29 protein-coding genes are annotated in these 26,545 nt (G+C 67.1%); 19 read left to right on the top strand and 10 right to left on the bottom strand.

The window, feature by feature from the left end; genetic code table 11:
- Window positions 1-77 precede the first annotated feature (77 nt).
- Window positions 78-1,577, top strand: a complete 1,500-nt coding sequence (locus Verru16B_RS15010) for an integron integrase (protein WP_335617943.1) — start codon at window positions 78-80, stop codon at window positions 1,575-1,577.
- 358 nt (window positions 1,578-1,935) lie between these two features.
- Complete coding sequence (locus Verru16B_RS15005) at window positions 1,936-2,337, top strand: YciI family protein (protein WP_069963044.1); 402 nt, start codon at window positions 1,936-1,938, stop codon at window positions 2,335-2,337.
- Window positions 2,338-2,391: 54 nt separating this feature from the next.
- Here Verru16B_RS15005 and Verru16B_RS15000 read toward each other — a convergent pair whose 3' ends face one another.
- Both Verru16B_RS15000 and Verru16B_RS14995 read right to left on the bottom strand, forming a co-directional pair.
- Window positions 2,392-4,317 (bottom strand): TonB-dependent receptor plug domain-containing protein, encoded by a 1,926-nt coding sequence (locus Verru16B_RS15000; RefSeq protein ID WP_069963043.1) that lies wholly within the window; start codon window positions 4,315-4,317, stop codon window positions 2,392-2,394.
- A gap of 336 nt (window positions 4,318-4,653) precedes the next feature.
- Window positions 4,654-5,442 carry a 3-keto-disaccharide hydrolase gene (locus tag Verru16B_RS14995; protein ID WP_069963042.1) on the bottom strand — a complete coding sequence of 263 codons (789 nt, stop codon included), beginning with the start codon at window positions 5,440-5,442 and terminating at the stop codon, window positions 4,654-4,656.
- A gap of 393 nt (window positions 5,443-5,835) precedes the next feature.
- On the opposite strand from Verru16B_RS14995, the gene Verru16B_RS14990 reads away from it, so the two are divergent.
- The 3 genes from Verru16B_RS14990 (at window position 5,836) to Verru16B_RS14980 (ending at window position 8,240) form a co-directional block, all read left to right on the top strand.
- Window positions 5,836-6,612: a hypothetical protein gene (locus tag Verru16B_RS14990; protein WP_069963041.1), complete on the top strand. Its 777-nt coding sequence runs from the start codon at window positions 5,836-5,838 to the stop codon at window positions 6,610-6,612.
- A gap of 74 nt (window positions 6,613-6,686) precedes the next feature.
- Entirely contained in the window at window positions 6,687-7,388 is a 702-nt protein-coding gene (locus Verru16B_RS14985) for a YkgJ family cysteine cluster protein (RefSeq protein WP_069963040.1), read from the top strand.
- A gap of 558 nt (window positions 7,389-7,946) precedes the next feature.
- On the top strand, window positions 7,947-8,240 hold the full coding sequence (locus Verru16B_RS14980; RefSeq protein ID WP_069963039.1) for a DUF6172 family protein: 294 nt from the start codon (window positions 7,947-7,949) through the stop codon (window positions 8,238-8,240).
- Window positions 8,241-8,380: 140 nt separating this feature from the next.
- Here the strand turns inward: Verru16B_RS14980 and Verru16B_RS14975 are convergent, their stop codons facing one another.
- Window positions 8,381-9,061, bottom strand: a complete 681-nt coding sequence (locus tag Verru16B_RS14975; protein ID WP_069963038.1) for a hypothetical protein — start codon at window positions 9,059-9,061, stop codon at window positions 8,381-8,383.
- 118 nt (window positions 9,062-9,179) lie between these two features.
- Between Verru16B_RS14975 and Verru16B_RS18375 the strand changes: the two genes are divergently transcribed.
- The 3 genes from Verru16B_RS18375 to Verru16B_RS14960 are packed head-to-tail and all read left to right on the top strand — an operon-like array spanning window position 9,180 to window position 10,483.
- On the top strand, window positions 9,180-9,695 hold the full coding sequence (locus Verru16B_RS18375) for a hypothetical protein (protein WP_069963037.1): 516 nt from the start codon (window positions 9,180-9,182) through the stop codon (window positions 9,693-9,695).
- On the top strand, window positions 9,614-10,135 hold the full coding sequence (locus tag Verru16B_RS14965; protein WP_169829299.1) for a lytic transglycosylase domain-containing protein: 522 nt from the start codon (window positions 9,614-9,616) through the stop codon (window positions 10,133-10,135). Before Verru16B_RS18375 ends, Verru16B_RS14965 begins: the two co-directional genes overlap by 82 nt.
- A 60-nt stretch (window positions 10,136-10,195) precedes the next feature.
- Complete coding sequence (locus Verru16B_RS14960) at window positions 10,196-10,483, top strand: hypothetical protein (RefSeq protein ID WP_157772440.1); 288 nt, start codon at window positions 10,196-10,198, stop codon at window positions 10,481-10,483.
- 28 nt (window positions 10,484-10,511) lie between these two features.
- Here the strand turns inward: Verru16B_RS14960 and Verru16B_RS14955 are convergent, their stop codons facing one another.
- Together Verru16B_RS14955 and Verru16B_RS14950 are read right to left on the bottom strand one after the other, a co-directional pair.
- Entirely contained in the window at window positions 10,512-11,867 is a 1,356-nt protein-coding gene (locus tag Verru16B_RS14955; protein ID WP_069963034.1) for a Gfo/Idh/MocA family protein, read from the bottom strand.
- Window positions 11,868-12,026: 159 nt separating this feature from the next.
- Window positions 12,027-12,410 carry a response regulator gene (locus tag Verru16B_RS14950; protein WP_083270387.1) on the bottom strand — a complete coding sequence of 128 codons (384 nt, stop codon included), beginning with the start codon at window positions 12,408-12,410 and terminating at the stop codon, window positions 12,027-12,029.
- A 173-nt stretch (window positions 12,411-12,583) separates the two neighbouring features.
- Between Verru16B_RS14950 and Verru16B_RS19290 the strand changes: the two genes are divergently transcribed.
- On the top strand, window positions 12,584-13,018 hold the full coding sequence (locus Verru16B_RS19290) for a M50 family metallopeptidase (protein WP_157772439.1): 435 nt from the start codon (window positions 12,584-12,586) through the stop codon (window positions 13,016-13,018).
- A complete protein-coding gene (locus Verru16B_RS14945; protein WP_069963032.1) occupies window positions 12,913-13,494 on the top strand; it encodes a site-2 protease family protein in 582 nt (193 codons plus the stop codon). The genes Verru16B_RS19290 and Verru16B_RS14945 overlap by 106 nt, the downstream gene beginning before the upstream one ends.
- Window positions 13,495-13,532: 38 nt before the next feature.
- Here the strand turns inward: Verru16B_RS14945 and Verru16B_RS14940 are convergent, their stop codons facing one another.
- Complete coding sequence (locus Verru16B_RS14940) at window positions 13,533-14,012, bottom strand: hypothetical protein (protein ID WP_157772437.1); 480 nt, start codon at window positions 14,010-14,012, stop codon at window positions 13,533-13,535.
- Between the two features lie 229 nt (window positions 14,013-14,241).
- Here Verru16B_RS14940 and Verru16B_RS14935 point away from each other — a divergent pair, with 229 nt between their 5' ends.
- Window positions 14,242-15,612, top strand: a complete 1,371-nt coding sequence (locus Verru16B_RS14935) for a Gfo/Idh/MocA family oxidoreductase (RefSeq protein WP_083270386.1) — start codon at window positions 14,242-14,244, stop codon at window positions 15,610-15,612.
- A 53-nt stretch (window positions 15,613-15,665) separates the two neighbouring features.
- Window positions 15,666-16,112: a hypothetical protein gene (locus Verru16B_RS14930; protein ID WP_069963030.1), complete on the top strand. Its 447-nt coding sequence runs from the start codon at window positions 15,666-15,668 to the stop codon at window positions 16,110-16,112.
- On the opposite strand, the gene Verru16B_RS14925 is transcribed toward Verru16B_RS14930, so the two are convergent.
- From Verru16B_RS14925 to Verru16B_RS14915, 3 genes are all read right to left on the bottom strand, one after another.
- Complete coding sequence (locus Verru16B_RS14925) at window positions 16,113-17,054, bottom strand: NAD(P)/FAD-dependent oxidoreductase (RefSeq protein ID WP_069963029.1); 942 nt, start codon at window positions 17,052-17,054, stop codon at window positions 16,113-16,115.
- A 3-nt stretch (window positions 17,055-17,057) separates the two neighbouring features.
- Window positions 17,058-17,912, bottom strand: a complete 855-nt coding sequence (locus Verru16B_RS14920; protein ID WP_069963028.1) for an oxidoreductase — start codon at window positions 17,910-17,912, stop codon at window positions 17,058-17,060.
- Window positions 17,913-17,987: 75 nt separating this feature from the next.
- Complete coding sequence (locus tag Verru16B_RS14915; protein WP_069963027.1) at window positions 17,988-18,236, bottom strand: hypothetical protein; 249 nt, start codon at window positions 18,234-18,236, stop codon at window positions 17,988-17,990.
- A 190-nt stretch (window positions 18,237-18,426) separates the two neighbouring features.
- Here Verru16B_RS14915 and Verru16B_RS18550 point away from each other — a divergent pair, with 190 nt between their 5' ends.
- The 6 genes from Verru16B_RS18550 (at window position 18,427) to Verru16B_RS14890 (ending at window position 23,090) form a co-directional block, all read left to right on the top strand.
- Window positions 18,427-18,570 carry a hypothetical protein gene (locus tag Verru16B_RS18550; protein ID WP_169829298.1) on the top strand — a complete coding sequence of 48 codons (144 nt, stop codon included), beginning with the start codon at window positions 18,427-18,429 and terminating at the stop codon, window positions 18,568-18,570.
- Between the two features lie 433 nt (window positions 18,571-19,003).
- A complete protein-coding gene (locus Verru16B_RS14910) occupies window positions 19,004-20,302 on the top strand; it encodes a DNA polymerase Y family protein (protein ID WP_169829297.1) in 1,299 nt (432 codons plus the stop codon).
- A gap of 49 nt (window positions 20,303-20,351) precedes the next feature.
- Window positions 20,352-20,699, top strand: coding sequence for a hypothetical protein (locus Verru16B_RS14905; RefSeq protein WP_069963025.1), 348 nt, complete (start codon window positions 20,352-20,354; stop codon window positions 20,697-20,699).
- Window positions 20,696-21,448, top strand: a complete 753-nt coding sequence (locus Verru16B_RS14900; RefSeq protein ID WP_069963024.1) for a tRNA-uridine aminocarboxypropyltransferase — start codon at window positions 20,696-20,698, stop codon at window positions 21,446-21,448. The genes Verru16B_RS14905 and Verru16B_RS14900 overlap by 4 nt, the downstream gene beginning before the upstream one ends.
- 209 nt (window positions 21,449-21,657) lie before the next feature.
- Window positions 21,658-22,365, top strand: a complete 708-nt coding sequence (locus Verru16B_RS14895) for a DNA alkylation repair protein (protein ID WP_069963023.1) — start codon at window positions 21,658-21,660, stop codon at window positions 22,363-22,365.
- 149 nt (window positions 22,366-22,514) lie between these two features.
- On the top strand, window positions 22,515-23,090 hold the full coding sequence (locus Verru16B_RS14890) for a four helix bundle suffix domain-containing protein (RefSeq protein ID WP_069963022.1): 576 nt from the start codon (window positions 22,515-22,517) through the stop codon (window positions 23,088-23,090).
- 31 nt (window positions 23,091-23,121) lie between these two features.
- Here Verru16B_RS14890 and Verru16B_RS14885 read toward each other — a convergent pair whose 3' ends face one another.
- Window positions 23,122-25,350, bottom strand: a complete 2,229-nt coding sequence (locus tag Verru16B_RS14885) for an NADP-dependent isocitrate dehydrogenase (RefSeq protein WP_069963021.1) — start codon at window positions 25,348-25,350, stop codon at window positions 23,122-23,124.
- A gap of 457 nt (window positions 25,351-25,807) precedes the next feature.
- Between Verru16B_RS14885 and Verru16B_RS14880 the strand changes: the two genes are divergently transcribed.
- Window positions 25,808-26,518, top strand: a complete 711-nt coding sequence (locus Verru16B_RS14880; protein WP_069963020.1) for a spermine/spermidine synthase domain-containing protein — start codon at window positions 25,808-25,810, stop codon at window positions 26,516-26,518.
- Window positions 26,519-26,545: the final 27 nt, after the last annotated feature.

Here is a 26,545-nt window from a genome sequence, read left to right as displayed (position 1 = left end):
GTTCATGGCGCAACGAATGCGACTTAAGTCGCTTACCCTCAAGACTCGAATTCTGAACTTACGCTTTTCGGGATTGCTTGAAAACCGGACAAAAGCGTAAGTTCCGACCCGGGCCGACTCGTATGCATCATCGGCCCATTTCATTTCCCCAGTGGAAGCAGGCGTTGGCGTCATCGGCGCTCAGTCCGCAATTCAAGGTGGTGTACACGCGGGAAATCCTGTCCTTCCTACGACACTGCAAGGCCAGGCACGATGCGGCCACCGTGGAGGTGGTGAAGCAGTATCTTGCTGGCCGCGAAAGGCAGGGGGGAGGTTCCTCGCGTGACGCCCTGCGCTGGTTCTATCGCGAAGGGCTGAAGGCAATGGGAGGAGTGGAGCGGGCGGGCGTGGGGGATCGTGGGCCGGCGGTGCAGCGAAATCAGGAAGGTGCGCGCGAGCGCGCTGGCCCCCAGAGGAGGGAAGACGCGGGCGGGTTTGCTCGTCCTCCCGAGGCCGAGGCGGAGCCGGGCGAGGCAAGTCGGGATACGGCCGATTCGGCGGGCTCAGAGCAGGCGATCCCGCCCTACATCCAAACCGGGGCCAGGCGGCCGAGCGAGCCTCCGCCGGCGGCGCAGGATTTGGGCGGCACGCCGTGGGAACGGGATCTCATCAAGGCCTGCCGTGAGAAAGGTTTTCTGTGGCGCACCGAGCAGACCTACCGGGAGTGGGCGGTGCGTTTTGCCCGATTCATCGCGCCGCGCTCGCCCTACGCGGCCGCGGGGGAGGAGGTGGCGGCGTTTCTCAGTGCGCTGGCTGTCGAGGGACGGGCCAGTCCCTCGACTCAGAAGCAGGCGTTGAACGCCCTGGTCTTTCTCATGCAGGGGGCGCTCCGGCGGGAACTGGGCGAGATGGATTTCAAGCGGGCCTACCCCAAGCAGCGCTTGCCGACGGTCCTCTCGGTGACGGAGGCAAAGTCCTTGTTTGCCCAGATGCAAGGCCGGCCGCGGCTAATGGCCGAACTGGCCTATGGCGCGGGATTGCGGCTGATGGAGTTGTTGCGCCTGAGGGTCCACCATCTGGATTTTGAACGCGGAAGATTGCAGGTCATCGCCGGGAAGGGGGACAAGGACCGCATGACCGTGTTGCCCGAGCGATTGATGCCCGAGTTGAAGGTGCACTGTGCGCGGCTGCACGAGTTATGGGAGGCAGATCGCACGGCGAACGTGCCCGGGGTCTGGTTGCCCGAGGGATTGAACAAGAAGTACCCCAAGGCCGGAGTGAGCTGGGAATGGCAGTGGGTGTTCCCTTCGCGGGAATTGGGCGTGGATCCGGCCACGGGAATCCGGCGCCGGCACCATGTGAGTGACAATCTGTTTCAGCGCGCCCTCAAAGAGGCAGCCACGAAAGCGGCGCTAAATAAACGGGTGTCGCCGCATGTGCTGCGCCATTCGTTTGCCACGCACCTCTTGGAATCCGGCACCGACTTGCGGACGGTGCAAGAGTTGCTGGGGCACGATGATATTCGGACGACGCAGATTTACCTGCATGTCATGAACAAGCCGGGCTTGGGGGTGAGGTCGCCGTTGGATCAGGGGTGAGCCCGTTCGACGCGCTGGGCTTGCTCAGGGTGATTTGCGGGGCAAATCAGGGGCGGAGGGTTGGAGGGTGTGAGGGTATGAGGGTGTGAGGGGGCCGCCGCAAGAGTGTCCCGGCTTCGGACTGTTCGCGCCGGTGCCACGGGGGAAGATTTTAACATCCGCGTGTCGGCCCGGTTGACTCTGGATCGTCGGGTATGATGCCCCCTCCTCATGCCATGCCCAAATCCATGCCCCGCCCTGGTTCGTTGTGCGGGCGAAGCGCGCCGCGAAGTCCGCCGGGGGCCGGTGGCCAGACGCGATGGCAAATGCTTGCGCCGCCCGAGCGGCGTGCGGAAATAGATCATCCCCCCCTGAGACCATGAACCCTGACACGACCTCGTACCTCCTCTTGTTTCGTAACGCCGGGCCGGACGTCCATGCCCACCTCACGCCGGCGCAGCGCGAGGAGATGACGAAGAAATGGAACGACTGGGTGCAGGCGCTTTCCGATCGGGGCCAAGTGGCGCACGCGAGCCCGCTGGGCCTGGAGGGCCGGGTAGTGTCGGGCGGGAAGGGGGAGCGGGTCTCGGACGGTCCTTATGCCGAGGGTAAGGAGGTGGTGGGCGGCTACTTTTTCCTCACGGTCGACACGCTCGCGGAGGCGACGGAGATCGCGAAGCAGTGTCCGGGCCTGCCGCTGGGGCTCACGGTCGAGGTGCGGCCCGTGCTAGCCGCCAGCGCTGTGCTCGAAGGGGTGCGGGCCAAGTCGCTGCCGACCTAGCTTTCGCTCTCAAGCGGCCGACGGGCGCCCGCATCACCTGGCGGCAAGCCCCGGTTAGTAGCTCCAAGCCGCTTTGAAGTACACCGACCGCTCGATCTCGAAGTAAGGTTCATTCACGCGGGGGCCGAATTCGCCGTGCTGGCCGTCGAGGAGGTTTTTGCCCGTGACGGACAACTCGAGGCCGGGGCGGACGGCCCATGCCAGGCGCAGGTCAAGTTCGGTATAGGACGGGATGCCGCTGGCCGGCAGATCGGAGACGTAGCGGCTGTTGGCATCCAGCTTCAGGTTGTGCGGCAGATCCACGCTCAGGCGCAGGCCGCCCTGGTGGACAGGAGAAACCCGGCTCAGCGTGTTGATGGAAAAAACCCCGGCCATCAAAGCGCGGGCCGTGATGTGGAGATGACTGTAGACGGCCGACAGCTGCACGGAATTCGTGGGATGCCAGAGGGCCTGCAGTTCGCCGCCGTAGCTCCGGGCCTCCGTGGAGTTGAGCAACCGGATCGGGGTCACCAGATGCAGCGGTAGGCGGTCCGCCACGATGCGCGTGGCCGCCGGTTCGAATGCCCCCAGGATCACGTCGCGGTAATCATTGTAGAAAAGGGAGGCATCCAGCGAAAGGTGGGGATTCACCTGCACGCGGGCGCCGGTTTCATACCCGATCAGGTATTCCGATTTAACGTCCGGATCGCCTTCGGCGCGCAAGAGCAGCGGCAGGGCGGCAGGATTGGCGGGGTTGGGCCCGGGCGGGACATAAAAGACATCCAGGCTGATGGCCCGGTCGGATCGGCTGGGCGTGCGCACGGCCCGGGAGACGGCCGCCCACACCGTGGTGACTTTGGTGGGCGTCCAGAGGAGGCGGACGCTGGGTTGGACCTCGTAGTCGGTGTAGCTGCTCCGCTCGACCTTGGTGCCGATCGTCATCCGCCAGCGGCCGGGGTCCAAGGTGATCTCGTCCTGGGCGAAGAGCCCCGCCAGGCGGTGGAGGTAGGAGGCCGGCACATAGCCGCCGGCCGCGCTGGCCGTGGTGTGGTCCTGACTCCAGCGCGCGTTCAAGCCCCAACTCAGTTTATGCCGACCGGTCGCAGCCAGGTCGTGTTGAAAATCGACGTCGAGCGTTCGCCGACGCTCGAGGACCTGGCTCGTTTCCGCGGAGGTATGGTCGAAATAAGCCTGGATTTGGATGCGATCGCCGTCGAATTCCCGGATCCAGCGGGCCAGGGTGTTGTAGCCTTCGGCCTGGGCGGAAAATCGGCTGGGCAACAACCCCGCCGGTGTCACCAGCGGTTCGCCGGCGATGCTGTCGTGAGCGTAATAGTCCCCCTGCACGGTGAAGGTGTGGCCGGTGGGGCCCTCCGCGTCGTAGCGAAAGCCGGTCTGGAAGTGGTCCCAGTGGTCGTCCGCGTCACCGCCGTTTCGGATCCGGCTGTCCTCGGCGATTTCGTGTTTCGCGTAGATCCGCGCCCAGCTCCGGGGTCCGGTGGCGAATCCCTGGCGCAGGCCGCCCGCCGAATACTCCGGACCGGTGCCGGCGTAAACCAGCCCGCCGAGGGTGTCGCGGGCGGATTTGCTCAGGATGTTGATCACGCCGTTGACGGCATTGGCGCCCCACAGGGAGCCCCCGGGCCCGCGCACCACCTCAATGCGGTCCAAGTCCTCGAGCAGGAGGCCGACTTTGTCCCAGAACACGCCGGCGGTCAGGGGGGTGTAAATGGAACGCCCGTCGATCATGACGAGTTGCTTGTTCGAGAGCCGGTCGTTGAACCCGCGGGTGGTGACCGCCCAGTTGTCAGAATTGATCTGGGCGACGTTGACGCCAGGCACCCAGCGCAGGGCCTCGGGAATCCGCACGGCGCCGGAGCGGATGATCTCCCCGTTGGACAGGACCGTCACGGCGGCGGCGGTGTTCGCGAGGGTCTGCTCGCTCTTGGAGGCGGTGATGATGGTGATATCCATCAGCTGCTCGAACGACAACTCCGCCATGGCGGCCGGCGTCGGAGCATCCTGGGCCGGGAGCGCAGCTCCACAGAGAAACACCAAGACCCAGGCGGAGCTTTTTGCGGCACTCCATTGAGTCCGTCGTGCCATGGGGTCGCGGCGCATGGGCAGGAGGATTCATGAATTCATAACGGAGGCAAGATGACTGTTGCGTGGCAGCGGCTTGGGCAGCGGAAAGTTCGCCTTTTCCATGGCATCCGTGTCGGCCGGTTAACCGTATGGAGGACGCTTATCAGGTAGAGATGCCGTGTCGGGAAAACGATCTTGCCGTGATCGGCGAGCGGAGTGCCGACCTGCGCTGGACCGCGACCGATTTGCCCATCAAGGCGAAAGCAGCTTGATCCGGATGTTGCGGAACCAGACGGGCTGGGACTCGGCCTGCAGGGCGATGTGGCCGGAGGACAGGTGGAGCGGCGCGCCGGCGGCGAGCAGGCGCTGGGCATCCGGGTCGCCGGGGTCGAGTTGGGGATGCTGGTAGCGCAGCACCTCGACGCCGTTGATGCGGTGGATGATTTCGTCATGGCCGCGGACCTCGACCTCGACGGCGACCCAGGTCTCCATGGGCGAAAGCGTGCTGTCGTGCGCGTCGATGATGTGGGCGGTGTTCAGGCGGCCGTCGAACTCGAGGTGGGTGCCCGGCGTGCAGACGTTGCCGGTCTGGCGCCCGGCCTGGGTGTCGGTGCAGAGAAACTGGACCTCCATGCTCACGGGCCATTCCTGCTCGACCGTCATGGTGAGGGGCGAGGCCGCGTGAAGCATGACGCCGCTGTTGCGCCCGGCCCATTCGGGGGCGTCGGGCATCGGCGTGCCGGTGAAGCGATACTCCAGGCGCAGGAGGTAGTGGGAGTACGGCAGGTTGGTGTAGAGGTGACCGAACTGGCGGTCGAACTTGTCGTAGCGGTCGTAGGCGACCTTGAGAATGCCGTCCTCGACGCGGAAGGTGTCGGCGAAATTCTCGCCGAGCGGGTGCTTGGCGAACTTGGGCGTCCAACCGGTGAGGTCCTTGCCGTTGAAGAGCGGGATCCAGCCCTCCTCGGCTGACAGCGGCCGGCAAGCCAAGACGGCGAAAGCAAGAAGCAGGGCATAGAATCGGACGGGGTGGGGATGCATGGGGTGAGGGCAGGTTGACGGCAGCGGGGACGAAGACAAGGCGCGGGCGGCGAGGCTGAGAAGTAACATGGGGCGGAGGAGCTGGATTCCTTTTTGCGCGTTTTGCGTTTTTCGCGGCAAAAGGCCTTGGTCGGAAATGCCCGAACCGGTTAGCCGCAAAGCAGCGCAAAAAGCGCAAAAGAGGCAGGACCGTAGCGGAGGATTGGAGGGTATTTCCACCTTCGATGAAGCTTCGGTGCGACTCCTCCGGCCGCTATGCGGCAGACGAGGAGGGCGGATTCCGCTCGACGCGCTTCGCTTGCTCAGGGTGATTGGCGGGGAAAATCAGGATGCTGACAGGGGGTTGTCAGGGGGAGCGGGTATGATCCGGGGCGTAACTTGTCTTTCGTACGCATGAAATCCGTTGCAGTCATTTCGCCCGGCCTAGTTCCCGCCCTGACCCAGGGCGAGTCGGCGGCGCATCGCGCGTTGAAGCGGCTCGCGCGCGGCTGGGCGCGGGGGCAGCGGCTGGCGCTCGCGGCGGAGGAGGTGCGGCTCCCGCGGTCCGGTTACCGGGCTGATGTCGCCGCGGCCACGCCGCACTGCCTCGCGCCGGCGGCGCTCACCGCGGTGTTTGAATGCAAGGTCTCGCGGGCGGATTTCCGGCGGGACAGCGCGCGGGAAACCGGAGCCGAGGCGCACCTCGCAGCACTGGCCGAACGACTCCGCGCGCTGCGCGAGCTGATCGCCGGGCACCGGCCGGACCTGCGCCGGGGTGAGACCCTATTTGCCGAGTGCGATGCGTATGATCTGCGCGGATTGCGGCACGACACCCACGATCGGCTGGCCGCCGAGTTGCAGGCGGCGCAACGCCGTTGGCAGGAGGGGACCAAGTTGGCGAAACTTGGCCGGTGGCGCGCCGCGAGCCTGCTCTACGTGGTGGCGGAGGAGGGGATCCTGGCGCCGCACGAGGTGCCGGACGGCTGGGGGCTGTTGATCCGGCGCGGCGACGCGTTGGTGACGGTCACGCTGCCCTGTCGGAACGAGACGACCCCGGAGGAGCGGGTGGCACTGCTGGAGCGGATCGCGGCGGCGGCCGGGCGGGAGCGGATCCGGTCGGCCGACAGCTTCGAACCAGAACCGGAATTTTCCGCGAATGACGCGGATCAGTGCGGATCAAGGAGGGAGTGATCCGCGTTCATCCGCGCCATCCGCGGGGCAAAGTCGGGGCGTGACGTTTGGGTGGGAAACTGTTGGGTGGCGCGATGGCCACCGGATTTTCCGCCGACGAGGAGGCGCTGTATCACAAGACCGCCGCGGCGGTGCTGCAGCATTTGCGCCGGACCAGCAACCCGGCTGAAATCCTGGCGGTGCTGCGCGTGGCGCAGAAGCGCTTTGACCGGGCCTACGACGCGGCCCCCGCGGCGGCGCGGGCGCGGGTGTCCTGCCGGGCCGGGTGCGGCACCTGCTGCCACGTGCCGGTCGGGGCGCAGGCCCATGAGGTCCTTATCGCGGCCGAATACATCCAGACCCATTTCTCCGCCGAGGCACTGGAGGCCCTGATTGTTCGGCTCGCGGCGCATCGGGCGGCTTTCGCCGGACGGACCTCCGCGGAGCGGCTCGCGCTGAAGCTGCCCTGTGCGCTGTTGCGGGACGACAGTTGCTCGATCTACGAGGGGCGCCCGGGTTCATGCCGCTCGCATCACAGTCACAACCTGGAGGGTTGCCGCACCAACCTGGCGGCCGGGGTGGACCGGGTGGATGTCCTGATCCCGGAGATCCGCGGACGGATGTTTGCCGTCATGCTCGCCATCGACCAAGCGGCGGAGGAAGCGGGCTTCGACGCGCAGGCCTATGATTTTGGTTCCGCGCTGCACGAGGCGCTCACCGACAGCCTGGGCGCGGTACGTTGGCTGCAGCGCAAACCGGCGTTTCCGGACACGTGTCACGAGGATGCGGTGGGGTAGCCCATTCGACGCGCTGCACTTGCTCAGGGTGATTTGCGGGGCAAATCAGGGGCGGCGGCGAGGCCGGGGTTGTTAGTTGTTTGTTGCTGGTTGTTTGGGGAGGGGATCGCCTGTGAAAAGGCACCGACAGGTGCGGTGGGCTTTTACGCGCTTTGCGTTTTTCGCGGCCAATGCCTTGGTCGGAAGGGCCCGAACCGGTTAGCCGCAAAACAGCGCAAATAGCGCAAAAGAGGCAGGGTTTACAGCAGGGCGCAGAGGGCGTGGAGAGTGGAGATCGGACCTCCTGACTTGGCTCTGCGTCCTCCTGTGAAAAACAAATTGGGGGTGGTGGGTTGTGTGCAGGTGCGCGGGGGCGAGGTCGGCGCAAGCGACGACCCTACATGAGGGGAAGGGAATCGCCTGTGAACCGGCTCCTACAGGTGAATTCCACTTTTGCGCGTTTTGCGTTTTTCGCGGCCAATTGTCTTGGTCGGAAGGGCCCGAATCGGTTGGCGGCTAAACAGCCGACGCGAGAAATCTCGTTGTATTGCGGCGCGCGGGGGTGACGATACAGGCCAAATGAAGAAGACCTTTCCCCTCCAGGCTCCCGGTAAGGACGATGCCCGCGTGCGTGACAAGATCCGCCACGAGGTGAACAAATACGTGCGTCGCGCGCGCCGGAAGGAAGTGCCCGAGGGCTTTGCCCAGTGGGACTTCGCTTGCAAGGTCGGGGCCGCGGCCGAGAGCGCCGAGACCCGGTCGCTGAAGGAAGTGGCGGGGGCCATCGATGCCGTGGCGGCGGCCGGCGCCACCACGGTCTATCTGGAAATCGAGGCGGTGCCCGCGCAGCGGATGGGGCCGGCGGTTGGTTAGGCCGGCGGAGGTGGGGCAGTAGACCCGCCTCGGGCGCGTCATTCTGATCGAGCACGGCGGGGTTGCTTCGCCATCTCCGCTAAGCCTCCGTCGGCGACCCCGCCCTACAACTCTCGCTTGGGCGCGTGAGGCACGGCGTGTTACCGTTTCTTCGCGGGAGGGATGGGCTGCATCCGGGTCATCTCCAGCTGGGCCTGATCGAAGTTCTTCTGGAGGGCGGCAGTCTGGGTGTTGGCCTCGGTCAGCTTGGCCTTGAGTTCCGTCAGCTCGGTCTTGGCCTTGGCCAGCTCCGCTTGGGCCGACGCGGTCTGTCTTTTGGCGACCTCGATGTCGCCCTTGAGCTGGATCGCGGCGACCTTGGCCTCGTTCATCTCAGTCTGGAAACCCGCGGAGGTGGTGCGGAGTTTGTCGGATTCGGTCTGAAGTTGCACGGTGCCGGCCTTGGCCGCTTCGAGTTCGGTCGTGGCGGCGGCGGTGGCCGCGGTGGCCTCATCGAGCTGAGTCTGCAGGCGGGCGGAGACGGCCGTGGCCTCATCCAGCGAGGTCTTGAGCACGACGGAGCCGGCCTCGACCTGCTCGGCGCGGTTCTGGTTGGCGATGATGGTGCGGTCGCGGGCGGAGGTTTTGCTCCAGAGGACCGCGACGAGGATGAGGAGCGCGGCCGTGGCCACGCCCAGCACGAGGGTCCAGGAGAGGCCCGCGGGCCGGGGACCGGCTTGATAGGAGACGCCGGAAGCGTCGTGGTCCGGGGCTGCGCCGGCAGGCCGGGCCGAGGCGGAAGGAGAGGAGGCGGAGCCGGAGGATTCGGGGGTAGGCATCATGCGCGGAGTTTAGTCCTAACCGGTACCGCTGGGAATGGGGTGTTCACCGCCACACCCGCGGCGCGAGTGATTGCCAGTTGCAGCCGGATGAGGGAGAGGCCAGCAACTAGGTCTCGTCATGAAATGGACCCTGATCGGAATGGGAGTGCTGCTGGGGGCAGGTCGCGTCGCCGCGGCTGATCCTGCCGCCGAACCGCCGCCGGCGGCTGCGGAGGCGGAAGCCGATCCGGCGGATGCGCTGTACGAACTCGGGCAGGGACTGTTCGAGGCGTTGGCGCCGGAGGAGATCAAGGCGGAGTATGAATTCCCCGACCGGGCCCGGTGGGACGCCTTCGTGCAGAGTTTGCAGGCGGCGCTCGCCGGGAATGATCCGGCCGCGTTGGTGGCGTTGGAGCCCGAAGCGCGGGCGGCGCTGGTCATCCTGCGCCAGCTGGCCGGCACCGAGGACGACGTGGACTGGCTGGAGGAGCGGTTGGATTACATCGAGGCGGCGCAGGAGATGGTCCGGCAGCCGCCGCCCAAGCCCCCGGTCAAACCCCGGCCGGCCCGCGGGTGCAGTTCATCCCGGAGTACGAGCATTGGGTGCGGCGCCTGCAGGCCCGGCCCCGGCCGGCCCGGGCGGATCACTTCGTGACCCAGCTCCAGCCCGTCTTTGCGGCCGGCGGGGTGCCGGGACAATTGGTGTGGCTGGCCGAGGTAGAATCGACCTTCAACCCAAGGGCCCGCAGCCCGGCCGGGGCCCGCGGGTTGTTTCAGCTCATGCCGGCGACGGCGCGGGAGCTGGGCCTGAGCACGACCTTGCCGGATGAGCGGACGGATCCCCAGAAATCGGCGCAAGCGGCGGCGAAGATGCTGCGCGGGTTGCACGCTCGGTTTGGAGACTGGCCCCTGGCGCTCGCCGCGTACAACGCCGGGCCGGGCCGCGTGCAGCGCACACTGACCCAGCATCGCGCCAAGTCCTTTGCCGAGATCGCGCACGTGCTGCCGCTGGAGACGCGTCTCTATGTCCCCAAGGTGCTGGCCGTTTTGAGGGTGCGCAGCGGGCTGGTCCTGGCCGGGCCGGGGAAATCGTGAGCGGCGGAGTCACGTTATGCCCCATGGCGGCGCGCCGCGGGCGGCGGTATGGTGGGCGCCATGATTTCAACCGCGCCGATTCCGACCCCCTGGTGTTCCTTCCGCCAGATTGAGTCCGCGCCGGTGGCCGCGATGGTCGCCGAGCGCTGCCTCTTTTCCCTCGATACCCTGGCGTATGCCCGGTTTCACCCCGGCGCGACGTTCGCGCTGACCGAGCACGAGGATGATGCGATCTGGCGCTGGGCGATCGTCGGTGCCGAGGGCAACGTGGTGAATGAGGGGCGCGAGTCCACGCAGGCGGCCGCGCAATACGCCGCGGAGACCTTCGCGCGACTGACGTCGCCGTGAAGGTCGCGCGGCGGCAGTTCCGCAGAAACTAGACCGTCGTCGGATCGGGGTGGACCCAGGGGCCGCGGTAGGGTCGCGCGAGCAACCGGGTGGCTTCGGCATCGCCGGGGACCGTGCGGGTCGCCGGGTCGTAGGCGATGGGGCGGCGGAGCTGCAGCGAGAGATTCGCCAGCTCGCACATCGCGCTGGAGATGTGGCCCTCCTCGATGTCGGCGACGGGGCGCGAGCGGGCGGCGCGGGCGGCCATGAAATCCAGCACGTGGCGGTTTTCGGTTTCCTCGTAGGTATGGCCGCCCCAGTTGAAGTCGATGTTCTCGAGGTTGCCGGTGGGGGAGTGCAGGTGCCGGCCTTCGCGGGGACCGCCGTCGGCCGGGGTGAAGACGGCCTCGAGCATGGTGAGGTTCAGCGTGCCCTTGGTCCCGATGAGGCGGGCGCCCCACTGGTCGCTCCAGTGGCGCGCGGGAATCGGGGAGGCGCCCCAGGTGCGATGTTCCCAGCTGACATCGAGACCAGGATAACGAAACACGCTGCGCTGGGTGTCGGTGATGGTGGCGGAGTAGGGAGGCACGTCGGCGAGAATCCCGCCGGTGGAGACGATGGAGTCGGGCCAGTGCAGGCCGAGGAGCCAGCGCACCTTGTCGATCATGTGCACACCAAGGTCGCCAATCTGGCCGTTGCCATATTCTTGGAAATTCCGCCAGCCGCGGTCCGCCAGCATCGCCTTGTAGGGCAGCTTGGGCGCCGGGCCGGCCCAAGTCTCGTAGTCGAGGTGGGCGGGCACGGGGGCGTCGGGGATGATACCGGTCGGCCGGCCGTGGAGGTAGCTGTAGGTCTCGACGAGGCTGATCCGCCCGAGTCTGCCGCTGGTGATATATTTGTCGCGCGCCTCGGCGTAGAGCGGGTTGCTGCGGCGCTGGGTGTTGACCTGGACGACGCGACCGTACTTGCGGGCGGCGGCCACCAGGGCCTCGCCCTCGATCACGTCCACGCTGACCGGCTTCTCCAGGTAGACATCGGCTCCGGCCTGCATGGCGGCGAGGGCGGGCAGGGCATGCCAGTGGTCGGGTGTGGCGATGATGACAATGTCGTGGCCGCCGGCGGCCAGCATCTCACGGTAATCAGCAAAGGTGCGCGGCACGGCGGCCTGGTGTTCCGCCACGAGCTTCAAGGTGGTCGTGAGCGAGCGCGTGTTGACGTCGCAGAGCGAGACGAAGTCCACGGCGGTGCAGCGGGCGAAGACGCCGAGGTTCACGCCGCCGTACCACCCGGCGCCGATCACGCCGACGCGTGGTCGCGGCGCGGTGACCTGGGCGAGGAGGCGGCGGGGGGCGGTGGCGACGGCGCCGGCGGCGGCGAGGGAGGTGACGAAGGTGCGGCGGTTCATGGGGTGGAGGGGTGGTCGACCTTACCGCGGCACCGGGGCAAGGCTACCGCATATTCGCCGATGGGGCCGCGGAGTGCGTCTTAGCCCGGGTGGCGGGGCGGGGAGAGTGCTGCGAGGCAGCGCCTTGGGGGCAAGGCACGCCACCACCATAGCTCCACCTCAGTGACCGACGGCTTCGCCGGTGGCCTCGGTGATGATCTCGATGAGCCGGGTCGCGCTGAAGGGTTTGCGCAGGAGCCATTGGGCCCCGAATTTGCCGGCCACTTCCAGATAAGGTCCGCCGGGAGCGCGCGGAATGCCGCCGCTCATGGCGACGACCTTCACCTCCGGGTAGTCGCGGTGGAATTTCTGGATGAGCTCATAGCCATCCATGTCGGGCATGAAGATATCCGTCACCAAGACGTCCACCGGATCCTGCTGGTGCATGACCAGGGCCTGCTTGCCGGTCGTGGCGTACACCGTTTCGTGACCCATGCCCTTGATCATCGCCTGCAGGGAAATGCAGACGGGCTCATGATCATCGACTAAAAGGATACGGCTCATGCAATCGGACGGCGTGGAAGGGATCGGATAGCGTCAAGGTAGTTGCGGAGCAGGCTCGCACAACCCCCAACTGCCCGGGGTGTTCACCTAGGGGGTGTGTAGCGATTTTAACTGGCTCATGGGCTGCGTAATGCCGGATTGCGCTCGGCCCCGCGTCCTGTCGCCATCGGCCCATGACGCCGACCCGGCAAGGTTCCCTCCGTCTTTTCCGCCTCTGGGGCATTGATGTCCACGTACATTGGTCGTGGTTCGTGGTGGCCGTGTATTCGGTTTCCACGCGCGTGCCCAATTACGTCTCGCCCGTCTGGGCGCTGCTCGAGTACCTCGCGCTTTTTGTCGTGGTGCTGCTGCACGAATTCGGCCACGCGCTGGCCTGCCGGCAGGTGGGCGGTCAGGCCGACCAGATTGTGCTCTGGCCGCTCGGCGGCGTGGCGTATGTGGCGCCGCCGGCCCGGCCGGGGCGACCCTGTGGAGCATCGCGGCGGGTCCGCTGGTCAATGTCGTGCTCTTCCCGGTTTTCCTGGGCGTCTTCTTCGCGGTTCGCGCCACGGGCGCGTTCGAGACCAATCCGGATCTGTACGTGTTCGTGCAGGCCGTCCTCTGGATGAATGTGGTCCTGTTGGTTTTCAACCTGCTGCCGGTCTATCCGCTGGATGGCGGGCAGATGCTGCGCTCGCTGCTCTGGTATCCGCTGGGCAAGGCGCGCAGCCTGCTGGTGGCGACGGGCATCGGCCTGGGCGGGGGCGTGGCGCTGATCGGGCTGGCGGTCTGGTGGCAGTCGCTCTGGACCGGCATCATGGCGTTTTTCATGCTCTCGAACTGCTGGCAGAGTTTCCAGCAAGCCCGGGCCCTGCGCACGGTCGAGCAATTGCCCCGGCGGCCGGAGTTCAAGTGTCCGGATTGCCACGCTTCGCCGCCCCGGGGCGCGTACTGGCGCTGCCCGTCCTGTCGTCAGGCCTTCGATCCCTTTGCCTCGTCCGCCCAGTGTCCGCATTGCCAGGCCATGCTCGACCTGACGACCTGTCCGGATTGCGGCACGGCCCGGGCTCAGCGCACTTGGGACGGGACCATCCGCGACGCCTAACGGAGCGGGTGCGCGGCGTAAGCCCGGTAACCGGGGCCTCAGCCGCGAATGTAATCACGATCGCGCGGGCCAGCGGGCGGCGCAGACCGGCGGGAGGGGATCAGCGCGGGTGCGACGCCGGCCGGAGCGGGGCTGGCGGCGGGCAGACCGGTGTGGAGGGTCGCGTAGTAGCGACCGGGTTCGCGTTGGCTCCAGATGTCCGTGCTGCGCGCAGCGCTTCCGGTGGTGGCGGGTCCGGTCCAGCCGACGACGTTGCCGTGGATGACCACCTCCGCCCCCGCGTCGTAGGTCCAGGTTTCAAAACCATGGCCACGGCTGCGCAGCAAGGGACTGCCCAGCAGGGTGACGGTCTGCTCGGCCGACATGCCGATCTTCAAACCGGTCCAAGACTCAGGTGCCGCGGAAAGGGGGCCGGCAACCACCAGGCAGAGGGCGAGAAGGCGAATGGGTGAGGACATGGTCTTTTTCATCGGCGCCCGCTCGGCCGACTGGAGCGCGCGGGCGGCGATTCTGGTCACGGCGTTGTAAAATCCCGCGCGGTGCGGCGAGGCAGGTACGGCTTTGACGTTTTTCTTAAGAGCGCGGGGGAGAATTTCGCGGCTGATGCGCCGATAATGGGCGGCGCGTGGCCGAGACCGCGCACGGGTTTTCCCGACAAGTCTTTGCACTGGCGATAACGGCGGTGGTTCCCATGGTGAAGGGTTGTTGGTGTCCTGTCTAGTAACCCCATCCGGATTACCCCTCCCCATGAATCGTTCGCTCGCCCGTCGTGATTTCATCAAAACCTCCGCCCTGGCTGCCGCCGGTCTGGTGCTTCCGGCCCTCACGGCCTGCCGCTCGCCCGGGTCCCGTCCGGCCCGGCGTCCGGCGCCCGGTAGCCGCGTGAACGTGGGGTTGGTCGGTTACGGCACGATTGCGCACTCGACGACACCTAATTTCCTGTCCGATCCCCGCGTGCAGATCGTCGCAGTGGCGGATCCGGTGAATGAGCTGCCCAATTACGGTTACCGTGGCGAGCTGCAGGGCGGCCGCCAGGTCGGCAAGCGGGCGGTCGACGCGCACTACGCCGAACAGACCAAGGGCGCCAATGCCGGCTGCAAGGTTTACGAGGATTTCCGCGACATGTTTGCCCGCGAGGATCTCGACGCCGTCGTGGTCAGCACCCCCGACCACTGGCACTGCGCCGTGGCGCTGCTGGCGGCCCAGCGGGGCCTGCATGTCTACGGACAGAAACCGCTCACCCTGACCGTCGGCGAAGGCCGGCGCATGGCCGATGCGGTGAAGGCCCACGGCATCGTCTGGCAGACCGGCAGCCAGCAGCGCAGCAGTGTCTATTTCCGCACTGCCTGCGAGTTCATCCGCAACGGCCGCATCGGCCGGGTCACCGGCATCAAGGTCGGCCTGCCGGGCGGGCACACCAATTGGTCGAAGCTGGCCGACCGGACGCAGCCCGAGACGCCGCCCGCCGGCGTGAACTTCGATCTCTGGCTCGGGCCGGCCCCCGAGCGGCCCTACGTGCCCGCGCTCTTCCAGCTAAACTGGCGGCACAACTACGCCTTCTCCGGCGGCATGATCACCGACTGGGGCGCGCACCACCTCGACATCGTGCAGTGGGCCCTCGGCATGGACGGCAGCGGTCCGTCCCGGATCGAGATCCGCTCGGTCACGCAGCCGGAGGCGACGGCGCTCTACAACACCTCCACGGCCTTTGATTTTGATGTGATTTATGGCAGCGGCGTGCGGGTGAATGTGTCCAACGCCCATCCCAACGGCATTCTCTTCGAGGGCGAGGACGGCCGCTCGCTCTTCGTGAGCCGCGACACCATCACCACGACCCCGGCCGAGTTGCGCCGCGAACGCATCAAGGACGGCGAGATCCGCCTGCCCGAGAGCAAGGTGCACGAGCACAATTTCATCGACGGCATCCTGAACCGCACCGAGACGATCACCCCGATCGAGACCGGCCACCGGTCGATCACGATCCCGCACCTGGCCAACATCGCGATCCGGCTCGGGCGCAGCGCCCTTGACTGGGATCCGGCGGTCGAGCGGTTCGTCAACGACCCGGCGGCCGACGCGATGCTCCAGCGGCCCATGCGCCGGGGTTACGCGGTCTGACCGCGGGCCGGCCGGAGATTGACGCGCGACCCGCGAGGGCCTTTGCTGCCGCCATGGCTGACGCAAACGAGCCGGCAACCAAGACGCCGTGGCACCTTTGGGTCGTAGGGATTCTGTCCCTGCTGTGGAATGCGATCGGGGCGATGGACTTCACTATGACGCAGCTGAAAAACGAGGCCTACCTGAAGGCCTTCACGCCGGAACAACTGGCGTACTTTTTCAGTTTCCCGTTGGTGGTGGTGCTGGCCTGGGGCGTGGCGACGTGGGGCAGCCTGCTGGGCTCGGTGCTCCTGCTGTTGCGCAACCGGTGGGCCTTGCGCGTCAACTTTCTGGTGCTCGTGGGCATGACCGTCACCTTCATCCATAATTTCGTGCTCTCCGAGGGCATGAAGATCATGGGTGGGGTCGTGCCGCTGATCTTCACCGCGACCATCATCGTGGTCGGGGTGCTGCTGTTCGTCTATGCCCGGGCGATGATCCGGCGCGGCGTGCTGCGCTGATCAGGCGGACGCCAGGCTCGCGGCCAGGTGCAGGCCGGAGAGCGCGGCGCCCTCGACCTTAGGACCGCCAAAACAATCCCCGGCGAAACCCAGCTGCAGGTCCGGCCGCCACAGGCTGGGCGTCGGGTAGGTGGCCTTGGGCTCGCTGAATTTCCAGCGATGCAGCGTCGTCGAGGTCACCGCCGCGGCGCCGAGCAGGTCGCTCACGGCGGCGAGCAGCCGGGCCGTGACATCCGCTTCGGGCGCAGCGTAATGTTCCGCGGAGAATCCGGCGGCGGCATGGATGGTCACCGCGGCGGGCACGCCCGGGGCGACACCCTTGAGCGTGTTGTCGGCGATCCAACGCACCGGTCCGTCCCCAAAGGCGACCCCCGCGGGGGGCACGGCGCTCGGGCCAGCCAGCGTGACCAGCAGTGCGAGGCAGGGGTGATAGGTCAGCCGGTCGAGGGCGGCGCGCAGGTCGGCCGGCAATGAAGTCTGGCCGGCATCCAGCAAGGCCAGGGCCTGGGGCACGGGGCAGGTCAGGATCAGGCGCGAGGCGGCGAGGGGCTCCCGGTCGGCGAGGGTGATCGTCCAGGTGCCGTCGGCGAGCCGGCGGACGGCGGTGGCGCGGTGTTCGCGGCGCAGGTCGAGGTCCACGGCGAGGGCCTTGGGCACGGCGGTCATGGCCGGTCGGCCGATCAGGCGGCGGTGCGGGGAATCCGGCCAGTCGGCGACGAGGCCCGCTTGCCGCCAGCGCTCGGTGTGGGCCTGGAAGGTGGCATCGCGCACGGTGAAGAACTGCGCGCCGGAATCGAAGACGGCCTCGCCCACACGCTTGGTCGCCATGCGGCCGCCGACACCGCGACTTTTGTCGATGAGGATGGGGCCTTGGCCGCTTTCGTGCAGGGCCTGGGCGAGGAGCAGGCCGGAGATGCCGGCCCCGATGATGACGGTCGCCATGGGTCAGGTGCCCGCCGTGAAGTCGGTCGGGCCGCCCACCGGCGCCCAGGCATCCAGTTCGCGCTGGCTGGCGGTGAGCGTGCGGCGGACCTTGTCGGTCGCGTAGGGTCCGAGCACGAGGCGCAGGGGCGGGCGGTCCGCGGTGGCGGCCGCGATGATCGCCGCGGCCGCCCGGGCGGGGTCGCCGGGCTGCTTGCCGTCCATGGTCCCGAGGAAGCGGGCGAACTTGCCGCTGGTGGCCTCGTAGTCGGGCAGGGGCGTGGTGGCGCGGTCGAGGGAGCGGGCGATGAAGTCGGTGCGGAAGGGGCCGGGTTGGACGAGGGTGACCTTCAGGCCGAAGGGCCGGCCCTCCAGCGCGAGGGCCTCGGCCGCGCCCTCGAGGGCGCGCTTGGCGGCGCCGTAGACGGAGAAGCCCGCGTAGTTGGCGATGGCGGCGGCGGCGCTGATACAGATGACGTGGCCGCCCTTTTGCGCCCGGAACTGGGGCAGCGCGGTGCGGATCACGCGGAGGGCGCCGAAGCAGTTGACCTCGAAATTGCGGGCGATCTGGGCCTCGGAGCATTCCTCGAGCGCGCCCACGAGGCCGTAGCCGGCGTTGTTCACCAGGACATCGAGCCGGCCGAAGGCGGCCACCGTCCCGGCCAGGGCCGCGGTGACCTGGGCGGGATCGGTGACATCAAGCGCGAAGGTGCGGCAGGTGTCGGGGTAGGCGGCGGCGAGATCGGCGAGCGCGGCGGGCTGGCGGGCCGTGGCGGCGACCCGGTCGCCGCGGGCCAGCGCGGCCGAGGCCAGGGCCCGGCCCAAGCCGGAGGAGCAGCCGGTGATCAACCAGACCAGGGAAGCGGGAGAATCGGACATGGGGTTACTGAGGGAACCAAGACGTCCGCTTTCGCCAGCGGGAAATGGCGCGACCCACGATCGGGTCGCCGGGGGTTACCCGATGCCCTTGGCCTTGAGCAGGGCGGCGAGCTCGACCGGGTCGGCCACGCCCTTCACCGTGTTCAGGTGGCTCAGGATGACCATGCGGTCATCGGGGCCGCAGCTGGAAATCTCGAGCATCCAGTCCTCGGGCGTGGGGGCGGTCACCACCACCTCGTCGGACCACGCGATGACCTCGGTCGCCTCGACGAAGCCCTGGGTGATGCCTTGGATAAAATACTCCGCCTTGGTCCGGTAGTTCATGCCGCGACTCTTCCGGCCGGGGCCGTGGCTGCCAAGTGAGAAAACGCGTTCCGGCCGCCGGGCCGGGAACACCCCGCCGAAAGAAGGCGGCGGGGCTCGCTATCCGTCTCGATCACAGGTAGGGTGGCGCACGCCGTCGGGGAAACATCCATTCCGAAGGTGAGTCAACTCAACCAAGGAAAACCCCCACATGGGCGACCGATCCCCCAAATCCACGCAGAAGCACGCCTCGCAAAAGCAGTCGAAAACCGACGGCGTGAACCGGCAGAAGAACGCGCTGATCACGGCGCAGCAGGCCACCAAGGCCAAGGCTGCCGCCGCCAAGCGCAAGTAAGCTTCCTCCCTTCCTGCGGCGCCGCTCCGGTTCAGCCGGGCGGCGTCGCCTTCTTTTTCAACCCGTCCGTACCAATCCTCCTTCCCATGGCCAAATCCCAGAACTCCCAGAAACAGACCCGCAAGCAGCCCCTCAAGACCCCGGCGCAGAAAAAAGCCGACAAGCGGCTCAAGAAAAGCGCCCGCTGAGGGCGTGGCCGGAGGGGCGGGCGCGTGCCGCGGCGGGCACCTGTCGGCGGCGGACCGTTCCCGTCACTCGGAAACGCGGCACCCCGCGCTGACTTTTCCGTTTTCCGACTCATTTTCGCGATCCGGGGAGTCAAAATAATTCCCCGGAAAAATGTTTTCCGGCAACCCGTTCACCGGGTGCGGGAAACGCCGCGAGGTCATTTCCCGTTTTGACGGCGCGGGCGCGCGGCCGGAACGATCGGCGCGTGCCCCTCCGGACCCTCGCCGTCGACTTCAACTCCTTCTTCGCCTCCTGCGAGCAGCAGGAGCGGCCGGAGCTGCGCGGGAAGCCGCTGGGGATCGTGCCCGTGCTGGCCGACACCACCTGCTGCATCGCGGCCAGCTACGCGGCCAAGGCCCGGGGGGTGAAGGTGGGCACGGGCATCGCCGAGGCCCGCCAACTGTGCCCGGACATCATCCTGGTCCAGCAGCGGCCGGCGGTCTACATCGGCTACCACCGCCGCCTGCTCGCGGTCATCGAGTCGTGCATCCACGTCACGGCGATCAAGTCGATCGACGAGATGGAGTGCGACCTCACGGCGACCTTCGCCCCGCGGGAGCGGGCCGTGGCCGTGGCGCGGCAGATCAAGGCGCGGATCGCCCGGGAGATCGGCCCGTGCCTGACCAGTTCCATCGGCATCGCGCCGAACTGGCTGCTGGCGAAGATGGCCACGGACCTGCAGAAGCCCGACGGCCTGGTGGTGCTCGACGACGCGGACCTGCCCGGGCGGCTGCTCGGCCTGCAGCTGCGGGATTTCCTCGGGGTGGGCGCGCGCATGGAGGCCCGGCTGCGGGCGCACGGGATCGACACGGCCGCGCAGCTGTACGCCGCGACCAAGGCGGAGTTGCGCGGCATCTGGGGCGGGGTGGAGGGGGAGCGCATGCACGCCCTGCTGCGGGGCGAGACGATCGCCCTGCCGGTGGAGCGCCACCAGACGATCGGCCACTCGCATGTGCTGCCGCCCTACCTGCGCACCGGGCCGAAGGCGCACGCCGTGTTGCACCGTCTGCTGCAGAAGGCCGCGATGCGCCTGCGCAACATCGGCTGCTACGCGGGCGCCCTCACGCTGCATCTCGACTATTATGACGACGTGGCCTGGGCCGACGAGCTGCGTCTGACCGAGACGCAGGACACCCTGGCGCTCACGGTCGCGCTGAACCGGCTCTGGGCGCGGCGCCCGGCGGCGCTGCGGGCACGGGCGCCGATGCGGGTGGGCGTGGTCCTGACGCGCCTGCTGCCTGCGGCCGGGCACACGCCCGACCTGTTCCACCAGGCCCGTGACGAGGCGCGCGGGCGGCTGCTGGGGGCGATGGACACGCTCAACCGCACCTACGGTAACGGCAGCGTCTATCTCGGCAGCGCGCACGGCGTCACCGAGAGCGCCCCGATGCGGATCTCCTTCACGTGCATTCCCGAGCCCGAACTGGAGGAGATCGATCCCCGGCGGGAGCGGCGGGTGCGGCCCGGGCCGCCGCCGGCCCCGGCGGCGTGGTCGGATAATTAAGCCCGGGGCGGGGAGTTGACCTGTCGGCCGGGGCGGGGGACAGTCGGGCATGGCAGCCAAGATCAAATGGAACGATGACCGGGTGACCGAGGCGATGCGGGCCGTCCTGCTTCTCAGTCGCGACCAGCTGGCTCGCGGGGAAACCACGGGCCTGGTGCGCGCCGCGCTGGCGGAGTTCCGGGCCGATCCCGCCGGCTACAAGGCAAACAAGGCCGCGTGGCCGGATGCCCGGGAGACCGGCCCGCTGACGCAGCCCGCGGCGGTGGCCGCGTATCGCGCCCTGCAGGCGGCGGTCGAGCGCCAGCGGGAGAAGATGACCCGGGCCAAGCGGCAGTTCAACAGCCTGACCGAGCTCGACAACGCCCTCATCGCCACGCTCGAGCGGACCGGCGCATGAGGGTGATGTGTTACAAGTGTTACCTGCCGCGCCAGCATTGCTGGTGCGGCTCGATCACGCCCATGCCCACGCGGACGAAGTTCGTGATCCTGATGCACCCGTACGAATTCAAGCGGATCAAGGCGAACACCGGCCGGCTCACGCACCTGTGCCTGGCCGACAGCGAGCTCTACATCGGGGAGAGTTTCGACGGGCACGAGGCGGTGCAGGCGTTGATCAACGACCCGCGGAACCTGCCGGTGCTGCTTTATCCGGGGCGCGAGGCCCTCAATTTGTCGGAACCGCGGCCGGGGAATGGCCCGCTGGCGGAGTTCACGGCGCAATTGGCGGAGCGGCGGCTCGTGGTTTTTCTGCTCGATGCGACCTGGCGGCTGGTGCGACCGATGCTGCGCACGAGCCTCAGCCTGCAGCGGCTGCCCCGGATCATGTTCTCGGGGGCGGCGCCCAGCCGGTATATCATCAAGCGGCAGCCGGAACCGGGTTGCCTGTCGACCCTCGAGGCCACGCACGAGTTGCTGCTGACGCTCGACCGGGCGGGGCTCGACCATTACGCGCTGCCGGAGCAGATGCTGACGTTGTTCCAGCGCATGCAGGAATTCCAGATCCAGCGCACGGCGGAGAACCGGCGGCTCGGCATCCGCCGGCACGCGCGCAAGGAGCCGAAGGACGGCGCGCCGCCGCCGCGGTCGGCTGCGCCGAAGCGGCGGCGGATTTTCCCGAAAGGTCCGCCGCCCGCCACGGTAGTTTAAACGCGACGGTGCAGAGCGCGCGGACCGTGGCGGATTTCCCTTTTGCGCCTTTTGCGTTTTTGGCGGCCAACCGGCCTTGGTTGATAGGGATCGATTCAGTTAGCCGCGAAAAACGCAAAAGGCGCAAAAGCAGCAGCCCGCGATGGGTGCCCGGCACGATGCCGGAATAGTGCTGCGTCCGGTTTCCCCGTCTGTTTTCTTTGCCTGCGATGAAACTCAAGGACGTGATGACGGCGCTGGCGGCGAAGGGCCGGGAGAAGACCAAGCTCATGATGCTCAAGCACGGGGCCAAGGAGCCGCTGTTCGGCGTACAGGTCGCTGACCTCAAGGTCATCGCGAAGTCGTTGAAAGGCCGGCAGGACCTCGCGCTCGAGCTATTTGATACGGGCAACGCCGACGCCCAATACCTGGCCGGAATGATCGCCGACGGCCGGCACATGACCAAGGCGCAGCTCGATCGCTGGGCGAAGACGGCGTCCTGGGACTGGGTTTCCGCCACGGCGGCCCCGTGGGCGGCGAGCGAGCATCCGGAGGGATTTGCCCTGGCGATGAAGTGGATCGAGTCGAAGAGCGAGCCCGTCGCCCGCGCCGGGTGGCGGACGTTGGGGGCATTAGGGACGATGCGGCCGGACGCCGACCTGCCGGTGGCCAAATTCGGCCAGCTGCTGGACCGGGTGGTCCGCGAGATGCCGCGGGCGCCGGACGGCGTGCGTTACCAGATGAACTTTTTCGTGATCGCGGTCGGCACCTACGTGGAGCCGCTGGGCGCCCGGGCCATCGCCACGGCTCGGAAGCTCGGCAAGGTGGAGATGGAGGAGGATGACACCGACTGCCAGGTGCCCGACGCCGAGAGCTACATCATCAAATGCCGCCGGGGCCTGCCGGTGGCGCCGAAGCGCAAGACGGTGCGGTGCTGAGGGGGCAATGGGCTGAATAGGCCCCATAGGGCCAATAGGCCCCATAGGGCCAATAGGGCCAATAAGGTGGGGGACGTTTTTGCGGCTTGAAGGGGTAGGGTGAGCGGAGTGGGATGCGGTTGCGGGCCACAACTACGGAGGACATCAACATGGCTCGCGAGGAATCGGCGGGTGGATTTTTGCCGGCGCATGGCAACTACCAGGGACTCAAGTCGTATCAGAAAGCGGAGATCATCTACGATCTCACCTATCGGTTCTGCTCGCGCTTCCTGTCCAAAGGCGACCGCACGGTCGACCAGATGGTGCAGGCAGCGCGCTCCGGCAAACAAAACATCGCCGAGGGGGGCAAAGCCTCGAAGACATCCACGGAGACGGAGCTCAAGCTCACCAATGTGGCGCGGGCCAGCCTCGAGGAGCTGTTGATCGACTATCAGGATTTTCTGCGCACGCGGCAGCTGTCGCTCTGGAGCAAGGATTCCAAGGAGGCCCGCTTCGTACGAAAACTGGGAGCCAATCCCGCCAGCACGTACGCGGATTACCGTGAGTTTGTGGAAACACGCCCGCCGATGGTGGTGGCCAACATCGCGATCTGCCTCATCCATCAGGCCAACTTCCTGCTCGACCGGCTGATCAGCCGACTCGAGCAGGACTTCGTGAAAGAAGGCGGCCTGCGCGAACGGATGACTCGGGCCCGGCGGGCTTACCGCGAGCGGAGAGAACCATAGGCCCTATGGGGGCGTATAGGGCCTATAGGATTTATAGCTGCGCCAGAATTGAATTCAGCGTCGGGCTCGGGCGCAGGGCGGCGGAGGCCTTGGCCTCGTCGGGCTGGTAGTAGCCGCCGATGTCGGCGGGCTTGCCCTGCACGGCGATGAGTTCGGCGACGATCTGCTTTTCCTGGGCCTCGAGCTGCGCGGCGATGGGGACGAACAGGCGGTGGAGTTCCTCGTTCTCGTGCTGGTTGGCCAGCGCCTGGGCCCAGTAGAGGGCGAGGTAGAAGTGGCTGCCGCGGTTGTCGATGCCGGCGCCGACCTTGCGGGCCGGGGACTTGTCGTGCTCGAGGAACTTGCCGTTGGCCACGTCGAGGGTGTCGGCGAGGACTTTGGCCTTGGCGTGCTTCTGGGTGATGGCCAGGTGCTCGAAGGAGGCGGCGAGGGCGAAGAACTCGCCGAGGCTGTCCCAACGCAGGAAGTTTTCCTGCGTGAACTGCTCGACGTGCTTCGGGGCGGAGCCACCGGCGCCGGTCTCGAACAGGCCGCCACCGTTCATCAACGGGACGATCGACAGCATTTTGGCGCTCGTGCCGACCTCGAGGATCGGGAAGAGGTCGGTGAGGTAGTCGCGGAGGACGTTGCCCGTGACGGAAATCGTGTCCTGGCCGGCCTTGAGGCGGACCAGCGTCGCCTCGCAGGCGGCGGCGGGCGGAAGGATCGTGATGTCCAGGCCGGTCGTGTCGTGCTGGGCGAGGTAGGTCTTCACCTTGGCGATGACCTGCGCGTCGTGGGCGCGCTTGGCGTCGAGCCAGAAGATGGCCGGGGTCTGGGAGAGGCGGGCGCGGTTGACGGCGAGTTTCACCCAGTCCTGCACGGGGGCGTCCTTGGTCTGGCAGGCGCGCCAGATGTCGCCCTCGGCCACGCTGTGCTCGAGGAGGGTCTTGCCGGTGTCGTCCACGACGCGGACGCTGCCGGCGGCGGCAACCAGGAAGGTCTTGTTGTGCGAGCCGTATTCCTCGGCGGCCTGAGCCATGAGGCCGACGTTGGGGACGGAGCCCATGGTCTTCGGGTCGAAGGCGCCGTGCTTCTTGCAGAAGTCGATCGTGGCCTGGTAGACGCCGGCGTAGGAGCTGTCGGGGATCACGCAGAGCGTGTCCTGACCCTTGCCCTGGGCGTTCCACATCTGGCCCGAGGTGCGGATCATGGCGGGCATGGAGGCGTCGACGATGACGTCGCTCGGGACGTTGAGGTTCGTGATGCCCTTGTCGGAGTTGACCATGGCGAGGGCGGGGCCGGACGCGTAGGCGGCGGCGATGTCGGCCTCGATGGCCGCCTTCTGGTCGGCGGGCAGGGTGGCGATCTTGGCGAGGAGGTCGCCGAAGCCGTTGTTCAGGTCGACCCCGAGCGTGGCGAAGGTGGCGGCGTGCTTGGCGAGCAGGTCCTTGAAGAACACGCGGACGACGTGGCCGAAGAGGATCGGGTCGGAGACCTTCATCATCGTGGCCTTGAGGTGGACGGAGAACAGGATGCCCTCGGCCTTGGCGCGGGCGATCTGCTGCTCGAGGAAGGCCACGTAGGCGGCCTTGCGCATGACGGTGCCGTCGAGGATCTCGCCGGCCTTGAGGGGGGTCTTGTCCTTGAGGACGGTGACCTTGCCATCGGCGGCGACGTGCTCGATGCGGACGGTGGTGGCGGCCGGGACCGTGACGGATTTCTCGTTGGAGAAGAAGTCATCGGCGCCCATGGTGGCCACGGCGGTTTTCGAAGTCGGCGACCAAGCGCCCATGGAGTGCGGGTGCTTCTTGGCGTAGTCCTTAACGGCCTTGGGGGCACGGCGGTCGGAGTTACCCTCGCGGAGCACGGGGTTGACGGCGGAGCCCATGACCTTGGCGTAGCGGGCCTTGGCGTCCTTCTCGGCGTCGGTCTTCGGGACCTCGGGGAAATCAGGGAGGGCGTAGCCCTTCTTCTGGAGCTCGGCGATGGCGGCCTTCAGCTGCGGGACGGAGGCGCTGATGTTGGGCAGCTTGATGATGTTGGCCTCGGGCTTGAGGGTGAGGGCGCCGAGCTCGGCGAGGGCGTCAGGCACGCGCTGGTGGGCGGGGAGCAGATCGGAGAAGTTGGCCAGGATGCGGCCGGCGACGGAGATGTCGCGCGTCTCGACGGCGATGCCGGAGTGCTTGGTGAAGGCCTGGATGATCGGCAGCAGGGAATAGGTGGCGAGCGCGGGGGCCTCGTCGGTTTTCGTGTAGATGATGGTCGGGATCTGGCTCATGTTGGGAAAGGGGGGATGAATGCGGTGGGTCGTCTGGAGGCGTGCACCGTTGCGGTCTGCTGACCGCCCGGTGTTTGTCCTCAGTTCTCGCTGCGGCGAAACTGAGGCAAATAGATGATGGTCGGGATCTGGCTCATGAGAGTAGCGGGTAGTGGGTAGCGGGTAGTGAGTAGAAGAGAGCGGGGTGGGGGCGGTCAAAAGTAATTCCTGCTCCGGGGCATGGCCTGCAGGCGGGCTAATCATCCTGAGCAGCCAGATGGGCATCTGGGGAGCTGGGTTCGTTTTTGCGCTTTTTGCGTTTTTCGCGGCCAATGGCCTTGGTCGGTCGGGCCCAAACCCGTTTGCCGCAAAGCAGCGCAGAAAGCGCAAAAGCGGCCGGACAAGTCGGGGGGTCGGCGGAGGGAGGAGTGCATTCTGTGGTTTTCAAACCGGGGGAAATCCCTCCAACCTGTGGGCCATGAAACCCAACATCACGCTCGCCGAGACGAAGGCGCCCAACGGGGCGCGCATGACCTTGGTGGAGCATGACGGCAGTTATTGCATCCGGGTGAACGGTCAGCAGCTGATGCACTCGTCGGTGTCATCGTCCGAGATCAAGCTGGGCGAGTTGGGCCTCGCGCGGCACCGGAAGCTGAACAACGGTACCCGCGTATTGATTGGCGGGCTGGGCCTTGGCTTCACCCTGAAGAGCGTGCTGGAGGCCACGGGGGGCAATGGGACCGTGCACGTGGCGGAACTCTTTCCTGAGATCGTGGCGTGGAACCGCACCCACCTCGCCAAACTCAACGGGCACCTGCTGGCGGACAAGCGCGTCAAGGTGTTGGAGGAGGACGTGCGCACGATTCTGGCCAAGGCGGTGCGGCAGCCCTTTGATGTGATCGTCCTCGACATCGACAACGGCACGACGGCGATGGTGAAGACCGAGAACATCGAGCTCTACAGCGAGCGCGGCATGCAGCTGATCTTCCGGGCGCTGAAGCCGGGCGGGCGCGCCGCGGTGTGGTCGGCGTGTCCCGACGTGACGATCGAGCGCCGGCTCACCAAGGCCGGGTTCAAGGTCGAGGCCGTGCCGGCCAAGCTCTACGAGACCGCCAAGCGCTTTGCTTACATGATCTACGTGGCGGACAAGCCGGTGGAGGAAGTGAGCCCGAAGAAGGCGAAGGGGTGAGGGGTGACACGGCCGCAGGGACGCGGG

This window comes from Lacunisphaera limnophila (assembly GCF_001746835.1).
GTDB lineage: Bacteria > Verrucomicrobiota > Verrucomicrobiia > Opitutales > Opitutaceae > Lacunisphaera > Lacunisphaera limnophila.
This window is presented reverse-complemented; position numbering and strand designations above follow the sequence as displayed.